The 10,587-nt window shown below is 62.1% G+C and carries 9 protein-coding genes, 4 tRNA genes and 1 rRNA gene; all 14 read left to right on the top strand.

All coding sequences use genetic code 11. The features are described 5' to 3' along the window. The first annotated feature begins 153 nt into the window (after positions 1-153). Positions 154-269 (top strand): 5S ribosomal RNA (gene rrf / locus GFD32_RS16965). Positions 270-391: 122 nt separating this feature from the next. Further along, a complete protein-coding gene (locus GFD32_RS16960) occupies positions 392-1,375 on the top strand; it encodes a biotin--[acetyl-CoA-carboxylase] ligase (protein WP_163577758.1) in 984 nt (327 codons plus the stop codon). Further along, positions 1,372-2,211 carry a type III pantothenate kinase gene (locus GFD32_RS16955; protein ID WP_163577757.1) on the top strand — a complete coding sequence of 280 codons (840 nt, stop codon included), beginning with the start codon at positions 1,372-1,374 and terminating at the stop codon, positions 2,209-2,211. The genes GFD32_RS16960 and GFD32_RS16955 overlap by 4 nt, the downstream gene beginning before the upstream one ends. A gap of 110 nt (positions 2,212-2,321) precedes the next feature. Beyond that, a tRNA-Tyr gene (locus tag GFD32_RS16950) sits at positions 2,322-2,405 on the top strand. A 48-nt stretch (positions 2,406-2,453) separates the two neighbouring features. Next, a tRNA-Gly gene (locus GFD32_RS16945) sits at positions 2,454-2,527 on the top strand. Between the two features lie 11 nt (positions 2,528-2,538). After that, positions 2,539-2,613: transfer RNA gene (locus GFD32_RS16940), tRNA-Thr, on the top strand. 139 nt (positions 2,614-2,752) lie between these two features. Beyond that, positions 2,753-2,828: transfer RNA gene (locus GFD32_RS16935), tRNA-Trp, on the top strand. A 75-nt stretch (positions 2,829-2,903) separates the two neighbouring features. Continuing rightward, complete coding sequence (gene secE, locus GFD32_RS16930) at positions 2,904-3,272, top strand: preprotein translocase subunit SecE (RefSeq protein WP_163577756.1); 369 nt, start codon at positions 2,904-2,906, stop codon at positions 3,270-3,272. An 8-nt stretch (positions 3,273-3,280) separates the two neighbouring features. Beyond that, positions 3,281-3,814 (top strand): transcription termination/antitermination protein NusG, encoded by a 534-nt coding sequence (gene nusG / locus GFD32_RS16925; RefSeq protein ID WP_089688567.1) that lies wholly within the window; start codon positions 3,281-3,283, stop codon positions 3,812-3,814. Positions 3,815-3,903: 89 nt separating this feature from the next. Next, on the top strand, positions 3,904-4,335 hold the full coding sequence (gene rplK, locus GFD32_RS16920; RefSeq protein ID WP_163577755.1) for a 50S ribosomal protein L11: 432 nt from the start codon (positions 3,904-3,906) through the stop codon (positions 4,333-4,335). A gap of 2 nt (positions 4,336-4,337) precedes the next feature. After that, on the top strand, positions 4,338-5,030 hold the full coding sequence (gene rplA, locus GFD32_RS16915) for a 50S ribosomal protein L1 (RefSeq protein WP_163577754.1): 693 nt from the start codon (positions 4,338-4,340) through the stop codon (positions 5,028-5,030). 265 nt (positions 5,031-5,295) lie between these two features. After that, positions 5,296-5,799, top strand: coding sequence for a 50S ribosomal protein L10 (rplJ, locus tag GFD32_RS16910; protein WP_089688564.1), 504 nt, complete (start codon positions 5,296-5,298; stop codon positions 5,797-5,799). A gap of 92 nt (positions 5,800-5,891) precedes the next feature. Next, a complete protein-coding gene (gene rplL, locus GFD32_RS16905; RefSeq protein WP_163577753.1) occupies positions 5,892-6,266 on the top strand; it encodes a 50S ribosomal protein L7/L12 in 375 nt (124 codons plus the stop codon). 233 nt (positions 6,267-6,499) lie between these two features. Then, positions 6,500-10,579 carry a DNA-directed RNA polymerase subunit beta gene (gene rpoB / locus GFD32_RS16900; RefSeq protein WP_163577752.1) on the top strand — a complete coding sequence of 1,360 codons (4,080 nt, stop codon included), beginning with the start codon at positions 6,500-6,502 and terminating at the stop codon, positions 10,577-10,579. Positions 10,580-10,587: the final 8 nt, after the last annotated feature.

Raw genomic sequence — 10,587 nt, 5'->3', positions numbered from 1 at the left:
TGATAGGCCGGGTGTGGACGCGCTGCAAGGCGTTGAGCTAACCGGTACTAATGGCCCGTGAGGCTTGACCATATAACCCCAAGGGGTCTGCGCATGACGCGCACGATTGACGGATACGACGAGACGTCGGTTGGCATGATTCACCGTTTTTCGCCTGACGACCATAGCGAGCGGGAACCACCTGATCCCATGCCGAACTCAGCAGTGAAACCGCTCAGCGCCGATGGTAGTGTGGGGTCTCCCCATGCGAGAGTAGGTCATCGTCAGGCACTTATTTAGAGAAGCCCCGATCATCATGCGATGGTCGGGGCTTTTTTTTTCAGGAGTACTGCATTTCCGCGGCTGCAACGGTTCCGATAGAATGGGGCTTTTCCCGCAAGGGGCATAAAGCATGACCATCGGTGACCTGATTCGCCTGCTGAGTGATGGGCAGTTTCACTCCGGTGAGCAGCTCGGCGAAAAGCTCGGGGTGTCACGCACGGCGGTATGGAAACAGCTGAAGAAACTGGAAGCGATGTCCATTCCGCTGGAAGCCGTCAAGGGCCAGGGGTATCGTCTCGCCGAACCATTGGAGCTGCTCGACGGAAGAGCCATCGTAGCTGACCTGCCACGTGCCGGTCGCCAGCATCTGGTGCGCTTATTCATCGAGGAAACGCTGCCTTCCAGCAATGAGTTCATTCGCCAGCGGTTCGCTCAGGGGGCTGGGCATGGTGAGGTGTGCCTGGTGGAGCAGCAGAGCGAGGGGCGAGGCCGGCGTGGGCGCACCTGGACCACGCCTTGGGGGCGAGCGCTGATGCTCTCTCTGGGCTGGCGTTTCGATTCCGGCGTGGCGGCTCTGGAGGGGCTGAGCCTTGCGGTGGGAGTGGTCCTGGCGCAGGTTCTGGAACGTCATGGGGCGCGGCCACTGCTGAAGTGGCCCAATGACGTGCTGCTGGCGGGTGCCGATGGCAGCCTTGGAAAGCTGTCGGGGATTCTCGTGGAGATCAGCGGCGATGCCGAAGGGCCCTGTGAGGCAGTCATTGGCATGGGGATCAATGTGAACCTGCCTCAGAGTTTCCGGGACAGCCTCGATCAGCCCGTTGCTGCCGTAGTGGACCAGGCGCCGAGATTGACACGCAACCGTCTGGCGGCGGAGTTGCTCGATGAGCTGTTGCCATTGTTGGCCGGTTACGAAGAGCGGGGGTTTGGTGCATGGCAGGAGGCGTGGAATGCACGCCATGCCTATGCCGGTTGTGACATCGAGGTTCTGAGAGGCGAGCAGCGCCTGTCAGCAGTGGCAGAATCCGTGGATGAGTTCGGCAACCTTTGGGTCCGTCGCGATGGGCAGCGTGAGCGCCTGGCGGGGGGTGAGATCAGCGTGCGTGGTCGCCCATGATCCTTGATCTGGACATCGGCAATACCCTCTCCAAGTGGCGCTTGAAGGATGCCGATAGCAGCGAAATTCGTTCGCGAGGTGCCGTATGGACCCGTGAGCAGTGGAAGCCGGGGGCTGACATTCCCGACCTCGACGTGGTCGAGGCCGTGCGAATCTCCAGCGTGGCACGGGCGGCCGTGCTCGAGCAGACGGTGTCCTTGCTGCATCAGCGCGTTCAGCAGGTCCATGTCGCACGCTCGACACCCGAGGCGCTGGGGGTGGTCAATGGCTATGCCGAGCCTCATCGCCTGGGAGTGGATCGCTGGATGGGGGTGCTGGCGGGTTATCAGTTGGCGGGTGGGTGCTGCGCGGTCGATTGCGGGAGTGCCATCACCGTTGATTTCGTATTGCCTGGCGGACGGCATCTCGGCGGTTACATTCTGCCGGGTCTGCGTTTGATGAAGGAGAGTCTGAAGCTGGGCACGCGCAATGTGGCCATCGACCCAGACAGTGAAGCAGAGGAGCTGCTGCTGCCGGGCACGCGGACGGTAGAGGCGGTCAATCACGGTATCTACCTGGCCGCCGTCAGCGCCGTCAATCGCATCTACAGCGAAGTGTGCGACCGAGAGGGCGTGGCCTTGCCGATGCTCCTCACCGGCGGGGATGCGCGCGTCGTGGCGCGAGGCGTGCAGTCGCCCCATGCCGTGTGGCCGGATATGGTGTATGGAGGCCTGGAGGCGTGCTTCCCGCTGACTGCGGCTGAACGGAACGGTCGTATGGCGGGGGCGCCGCGTGTGCCGGCACCCGCGGGGCTGGAAAAAATTCGTGCCGGCCTTGCATTCTCCATACTGCTTTGACAAAATGCGTCGCGTCCTGGGGACGCCAGATCGACGCTGGCTGCGAAAGTCGCCTGATAAAACAGGCATTTGACATCGCCTCAGGAGGCGGTAAAATAGCCCGCCATGTTGGAGGGGTTCCCGAGTGGCCAAAGGGAGCAGACTGTAAATCTGCCGCGAAAGCTTCGAAGGTTCGAATCCTTCCCCCTCCACCAAGTTTATGCCGCAATCGGGCTTGGCGATTCGGCGGCCAGAGTGGGTAGGCGGGTATAGTTCAATGGTAGAACCTCAGCCTTCCAAGCTGATGATGCGGGTTCGATTCCCGCTACCCGCTCCAAGCAAGATCACGCTCATGTAGCTCAGGGGTAGAGCACACCCTTGGTAAGGGTGAGGTCGACGGTTCAAATCCGTCCATGAGCTCCAATGGCGAAAGGCGAGCGATGGCTCGCCTTTTCCTTTTCGGCTCTCACGAAGCTGTGGGGGTTGTCAGCTGGCGGGAGCTCGGCTATCATAGCGCCCGCTGTCGTGCACGCCATCTGCAAAGGGTGGAGCCGTCAGATACAGGCCAGTAGCTCAATTGGCAGAGCAGCGGTCTCCAAAACCGCAGGTTGGGGGTTCGATTCCCTCCTGGCCTGCCAACCTTCCCCAGGTTGGCTCGATATCCATCGGAAGATAGTCGATTCGATCGCCGCACTCTGAGGAGTCTCGTTTTCATGAAACATAACGCCGAGGTGCAGGAGTCGCGCCACGACGGGCTCAAGTGGGCGGTTGTTGTCACTCTGCTGGTTCTTGCCATCGCCGGCAATACCTACTTTGCGGATCAGGCGATCCTGTATCGCGTGCTGGGCGTCGTTGCCCTGAGCGCGGTGGCGGCACTGGTCGCGCTGACGACGACGAAAGGTCGTGAGCTTGCTGAGCTGGCCAAGAACGCCAAGAAAGAGATTCAACGCGTCGTATGGCCGACGCGCCCGGAAACGATCCAGACTACGGCCATCGTCCTGGTTGCCGTATTGGTGGTCGGGCTGATGCTGTGGCTGATCGATACCCTTCTTGGCTGGGCGATGTCCGGCGTCATCGGTTAGGAGACCTCATGTCCAAGCGTTGGTACGTCGTTCACGCCTATTCCGGCTTCGAGAAGCATGTCATGCGCTCGCTCAACGAGCGCGTGAAGCTTTACGGCATGGAGGACCGCTTCGGCGAGATCCTGGTGCCTACCGAAGAAGTCGTCGAGATGCGAGACGGCAAGCGCCGCAAGAGCGAACGCAAGTTCTATCCCGGCTACGTTTTGGTCGAGATGGAAATGGATGATGCGACCTGGCACCTGGTGAACGAGACGCCGCGGGTGATGGGGTTCATCGGCGGCACCAAGGAGAAGCCGGCGCCGATCACCCAGAAAGAGGCAGATGCCATTCTGCGGCGCGTCAAGGACGGCACCGACAAGCCGCGCCCCAAGACGCTGTTCGAGCCGGGTCAGTCCGTGCGCGTCGTCGATGGCCCCTTCGCCGACTTCAACGGTGTCGTGGAAGAGGTCAACTACGACAAGAGTCGTCTGCAGGTCAGCGTACTGATTTTTGGGCGGGCGACGCCCGTCGAACTGGAATTTGCGCAGGTCGAGAAGGAATAACGGCTCGACCTGGCGAGCACGAGGCGGCTGGATGACGGCCGCATCATTCGGGGAGCCGCAAGGCGCTACGACCCAAACTGGAGTTCAACATGGCCAAGAAAGTTCAGGCTTACATCAAGCTGCAGGTGGCAGCGGGTAAAGCCAATCCGAGTCCGCCCGTGGGGCCCGCGCTGGGTCAGCACGGCGTGAACATCATGGAGTTCTGCAAGGCGTTCAACGCCGCCACCCAGGAGATCGAGCCCGGGCTGCCGACGCCCGTGGTGATCACCGTCTACTCCGACCGCAGCTTCACCTTCATCACCAAGACGCCGCCCGCCGCGGTCCTGCTGAAGAAGGCGGCAGGCATCAAGTCTGGCTCCGGTGAGCCGAACAAGAACAAGGTGGGTAGCGTGACCCGTGAACAGCTCGAAGAGATCGCCAAGACCAAGGAGCCGGATCTGACGGCTGCCGATCTCGACGCCGCGGTGCGTACCATTGCCGGTAGTGCCCGCAGCATGGGCCTGAACGTGGAGGGTCTCTGATCATGGCTAAACTGTCCAAGCGTGCACAGATGATCCGCGAGAAGGTCGATGCTTCCAAGGTCTACTCGCTGGAAGAGGCCGTGGCTCTGCTCGCCGAGCTGTCCACCGTCAAGTTCAATGAGTCCGTGGACGTCGCCATCAACCTGGGCGTCGATCCGCGCAAGTCCGACCAGGTCGTGCGTGGCGCCACTGTCATGCCCAACGGTACCGGTAAGGACGTGCGCGTTGCCGTCTTCACTCAGGGTGCCAACGCGGATGCGGCCAAGGAAGCGGGTGCCGATATCGTCGGCATGGACGATCTGGCCGAGCAGGTCAAGAAGGGCCAACTGGACTTCGATGTGGTCATCGCCTCGCCGGACGCCATGCGCGTGGTCGGCCAACTGGGGCAGATCCTCGGTCCGCGCGGGCTGATGCCCAACCCCAAGGTCGGCACCGTGACCCCAGACGTGGCGACTGCCGTCAAGAACGCCAAGGCGGGTCAGGTGCGCTTCCGCACCGACAAGAACGGCATCATCCACACAACGTTGGGCAAGGTCGATTTCGAATCCGATGCGATTCGTGGCAACCTCGATGCGCTCGTCGCCGACCTGAAGAAGCTCAAGCCGAGCACTTCCAAGGGTGTCTATTTCAAGAAGATGACCCTGTCCACCACCATGGGGCCAGGCATCACCATCGACCAGTCCGCGTTCGTTTGAGCGGCGGTCGAGACAGAGCAGTAACTTTGCGGTCCCTGCGGTTCGGCTTGCGAGCCGGCCCGCAGGGCACCGTCAAAGACCGCAGGCGCCGCTCGGTACCCCGAGCGTCTTAATCTCCCGAAAGGGTGCCTGCGCAGATGGTGTGGCCGCCAGGACACTGGTGAGCACCATCACCCAAGACTCCCGGCTCGGCCACGGCCCGTCGGGGGAGATGGTAACCACTGGAGCCTGCATTGCACGGCTCCGGAATGAAGGAGTGATCACCGTGCCACTAGCACTCGAAGGCAAGAAGGCGATCGTTGCCGAGGTCAGTGAAGCGGCCAAGGAGGCACTCTCCGTCGTGGTTGCCGATTCTCGTGGCGTTGCGGTCAGCAAAATGACCGACCTGCGCAAGCAGGCCCGCGAGAATGGCGTGCAGATCCGTGTTGTGCGCAACACCCTAGCACGCCGCGCCCTGTCCGGAACTCCCTGGGAGATTCTGGAGGAGAGCTTCTCGGGTCCCACCCTGCTGGCTTTCTCCTACGAGCACCCGGGCGCCGCCGCCCGTCTGTTCAAGGAGTTCGCCAAGGACGAGAAGAACTTCGAAGTCAAGGCGCTGGCCTACGAAGGCGAGCTGATTCCGGCAAGCGATCTCGACCGTCTGGCAACCCTGCCGACCTATGACGAGGCGATTGCCAAGCTGATGTCCGTCATGAAAGAGGCATCTGCCGGCAAGCTGGTTCGTACCCTGGCTGCACTGCGCGATCAGAAGCAGGAAGAGGCCGCCTGAACGGCGAACTCCGCTGCGTAGCCTGAATCGAACACTGGTAAAGACGAGCGCTCGGTGCGCCGAGTCTCCCGCAAAGTTTAGGAATTATCGAAATGGCACTGACCAAAGAAGACATCATCAACGCCGTCGCCGACATGTCCGTGATGGAAGTCGTCGAGCTGATCGAAGCGATGGAAGAGAAGTTCGGCGTCTCTGCCGCGGCTGCCGTCGTGGCTGGCCCGGGTGCCGGTGGCGAAGCCGAAGCCGCTGAAGAGCAGACCGAATTCGATCTGGTGCTGACCGGGGCAGGCGACAAGAAGGTCAACGTGATCAAGGCCGTTCGCGAGATCACCGGCCTGGGCCTGAAGGAAGCCAAGGGTGCCGTCGACGGCGCTCCGGCGACCATCAAGGAAGCGATGTCCAAGGAAGACGCCGAAGAAGCCAAAAAGAAGTTGGAAGAAGCCGGCGCGAGCGTGGAGCTCAAGTAACCCTTGTGCCCCAAGGCTTTACGCGCTGCGTAAGCTTCCACGGCTGGTGGCGGGCCTACCCGCTGCCGGCCTTTTTCTGTTGCAAGAGCGGTTCGCTCACGCAGCGCCGCTAGACGAATATCGACGGCGAGCTCTCCACTGAGGGCTTGCCGTCAGCGCCTGACGGGGCCGAGCCCGTTGGGTGGCGCCGACCGCGCAACGGTCACCCATGGTGAACAAGCTGGGGAATACAGATGGCTTACTCATACACTGAGAAAAAACGCATCCGCAAGGATTTCGGCAAACTGCCCCAAGTGATGGATGTGCCCTACCTGCTGGCGATCCAGCTTGATTCCTACTACGACTTCCTTCAGCAGGACCGTGCTGCCGAGGAGCGCCTGGAGTTGGGCCTGCATGCGGCCTTCAAGTCGGTTTTCCCGATCGAAAGCTTCTCCGGCAATGCGGCTCTGGAGTACGTCAGCTACCGTTTCGGTACTCCGGCCTTCGACGTCAAGGAGTGCCAGCTGCGTGGCGTCACCTACTCGGCACCGCTGCGGGTCAAGGTCCGCTTGATCATTTATGATCGCGACTCCTCGAACAAGGCCATCAAGGACATCAAGGAGCAAGAGGTCTACATGGGGGAGATCCCCCTGATGACCGAGAACGGCACCTTCGTCGTCAACGGTACCGAGCGGGTCATCGTCTCCCAGCTGCACCGTAGTCCTGGGGTGTTCTTCGATCACGACAAGGGCAAGAGCCACTCGTCGGGCAAGCTGCTCTATTCCGCTCGCGTGATCCCGTATCGCGGCTCTTGGCTCGACTTCGAATTCGACCCGAAGGACAACGTCTTCGTGCGTATCGATCGCCGCCGCAAGCTGCCGGCGTCGGTGTTGTTGCGTGCGCTGGGCATGAGTGCCGAGGAGATTCTCGACGAGTTCTTCGAAACCAGTACCTTCCACGTCGAGAAGAGCGGGTTCTCCGTGGATCTGGTGCCGTCTCGCCTGCGCGGCGAAACCGCCACCTTCGACATCAAGGATGGCGATGGCAACGTCATCGTCGAGGAAGGGCGTCGCATCACCCAGAAGCACATTCGCCAGCTGGAGAAGGCCGGCCTCGAGCGTCTCGAAGTGCCGATGGAGTACCTGTTCGGCAAGACGTTGGCTCGCGATCAGGTCGACCCCAATACCGGCGAGCTGATCTGCCCCTGCAATACCGAGATCACGCCTGAACTGCTGGAGAAGATCGGCCAGGCCGGCATCACGACAGTGGAGACGCTCTACACCAACGATCTCGACTGCGGGCCTTTCATTTCCGATACCCTCAAGCTGGATACCACCGGCTCGCAGCTCGAGGCGCTGGTCGAGATCTACCGCATGATGCGTCCGGGCGAGCCGCCCACCAAGGAGGCCGCCGAGACGCTGTTCCGGAATCTGTTCTTCACCGAAGATCGCTACGATCTTTCCGGTGTCGGGCGCATGAAGTTCAACCGCCGCTTGCGTCGTGACAGCGACACCGGTTCCGGGGTGCTCGATCAGCGCGACATCCTCGATGTGTTGAAGGAACTGATCTATATCCGTAACGGCTTCGGCGAAGTCGATGATATCGACCACCTGGGCAATCGTCGCATCCGCTGCGTGGGCGAGATGGCCGAGAATCAGTTCCGGGTGGGTCTGGTGCGTGTCGAGCGTGCGGTCAAGGAACGCCTCTCCATGGCCGAGAGCGAAGGCCTGATGCCTCAGGATCTGATCAACGCCAAGCCGGTGGCCGCGGCGGTGAAGGAGTTCTTCGGTTCCAGCCAGCTGTCGCAGTTCATGGACCAGAACAACCCGCTCTCGGAGGTCACTCACAAGCGCCGCGTCTCCGCGCTCGGCCCGGGCGGCCTGACCCGCGAGCGGGCCGGCTTCGAGGTGCGCGACGTTCACGCCACGCACTATGGCCGCCTGTGTCCCATCGAGACGCCGGAAGGCCCGAACATCGGTCTGATCAACTCGCTGGCCACCTACAGCCATACCAATAGCTACGGTTTCCTGGAAACGCCGTATCGTAAGGTGGTCGACCGTCAGGTGACCGACGAGGTGGTTCACCTCTCGGCCATCGAAGAGGGGGACTTCGTCATTGCCCAGGCGTCGGCCAGCGTCGACGAATCGAACAAGCTAGCCGATGACCTGGTGCAGGTCCGCCACAAGGGTGAGACCACCTTCATGCGGCCCGAGCAGGTCACGCTGATGGACGTGTCGCCGCGCCAGGTGGTTTCCGTGGCCGCAGCGCTGATCCCCTTCCTCGAGCACGACGACGCCAACCGCGCGCTGATGGGTTCCAACATGCAGCGCCAGGCGGTGCCGACCCTGCGTGCCGAGAAGCCGCTGGTGGGTACCGGCATGGAGCGCTTCGTGGCGCGCGATTCCGGCGTGTGTGCCGTGGCACGTCGCGGTGGCGTGATCGACTCGGTCGATGCCAAGCGCATCGTGGTGCGCATCAACGAGGATGAGATCATTGGCGGCGAGGCCGGCGTCGATATCTACAACCTCACCAAGTACCTGCGCTCCAACCAGAATACCTGCATGAACCAGCGCCCCATCGTGCGTCCCGGCGACGAGGTGGCGCGTGGGGATATCCTCGCCGACGGCCCGTCCGTCGACATGGGCGACCTGGCGTTGGGCCAGAACATGCGCATCGCCTTCATGCCCTGGAACGGCTACAACTTCGAGGACTCCATCCTGCTCTCCGAGCGGGCGGTGCAGGAAGACCGATTCACCACCATCCACATCCAGGAACTGACTTGCGTGTCCCGCGACACCAAGTTGGGGCCGGAAGAAATCACTTCCGATATTCCCAACGTCGGTGAGTCGGCGCTGGCCAAACTGGACGAAGCCGGCGTGGTCTACATCGGTGCCGAAGTCGGTCCGGGCGATATCCTGGTGGGCAAGGTCACGCCCAAGGGAGAAACCCAGCTCACGCCCGAAGAGAAGCTGTTGCGGGCGATTTTCGGCGAGAAGGCCTCCGACGTGAAGGATACCTCGCTGCGTGCACCGACCGGCATGCGTGGCACCGTGATCGACGTACAGGTGTTCACCCGTGACGGTGTGGAGAAGGACTCCCGGGCACTGTCCATCGAGCAGATGCAGCTCGACGAGGTGCGCAAGGATCTCCAGGAGACCTACCGCATTGCCGAGGACGCCACCTTCGAGCGCCTCAAGCGCACCCTGGCCGGTCAGCCGGTCAACGGCGGGCCCAAGCTCAAGAAGGGCGACATCCTCTCCGAGAGCTACCTCGACGAGCTGCCGCGCCAGCAATGGTTCAAGCTGCGCATGCAGGACGAGTCGCTCAACGAGCTGCTGGCCCAGGCCGATGAACAGCTCGAGAATCGCCGCAAGGAGATGGAGGAGCGCTTCGAGGACAAGAAGCGCAAGCTCACTCAGGGCGACGACCTGGCGCCGGGCGTGCTCAAGATCGTCAAGGTCTACATGGCCGTGAAGCGCCGCCTTCAGCCGGGCGACAAGATGGCCGGCCGTCACGGCAACAAGGGCGTGATCTCGGCGATCATGCCCATCGAGGACATGCCGTTCGATGACAACGGCGAGCCGATCGACTTGGTGTTGAACCCCTTGGGCGTGCCGTCGCGCATGAACGTGGGGCAGATCCTCGAGACCCACCTGGGCCTGGCTGCCCATGGCCTGGGCATGAAGATCGACGAACTGCTGCGCGAAGCGCGCACCTCCCAGGTGGCCGAGATCCGCGACTTCCTGGCCCAGGTCTACAACAGCACGCCGGGCACGCGGGTCGAAGAGCTCGACACCTTGAGCGATGACGAGGTCATTGCCTTGGCCAAGAACCTCAAGGCGGGCGTGCCCATGTCCACGCCGGTGTTCGACGGTGCCAAGGAGGGTGAGATCAAGCACCTGCTGACGCTCGCCGGGCTGCCGGACTCCGGCCAGATGACGCTGTACGACGGGCGTACCGGCGATGCCTTCGACCGTCAGGTGACGGTGGGCTACATGTACATGCTCAAGCTCAACCATCTGGTCGACGACAAGATGCACGCGCGCTCCACCGGTTCCTATTCGCTGGTCACCCAGCAGCCGCTGGGCGGCAAGGCCCAGTTCGGCGGCCAGCGTTTCGGCGAGATGGAGGTGTGGGCCCTTGAGGCCTACGGCGCCGCCTACACCCTGCAGGAGATGCTCACCGTCAAGTCCGACGATGTGGAGGGACGTACCAAGATGTACAAGAACATCGTCGACGGTGATCACGCCATGCAGGCGGGCATGCCGGAATCCTTCAACGTGCTGGTGAAGGAGATCCGCTCGCTGGGCATCGACATCGAGCTGGAGAGCTGAGGCGGCTT

This window comes from Halomonas faecis (assembly GCF_010993975.1).
Lineage (GTDB): Bacteria > Pseudomonadota > Gammaproteobacteria > Pseudomonadales > Halomonadaceae > Halomonas > Halomonas faecis.
Note: the sequence above shows the minus strand (reverse complement) of the source record. Positions and strands in the feature narration are given on the sequence as shown.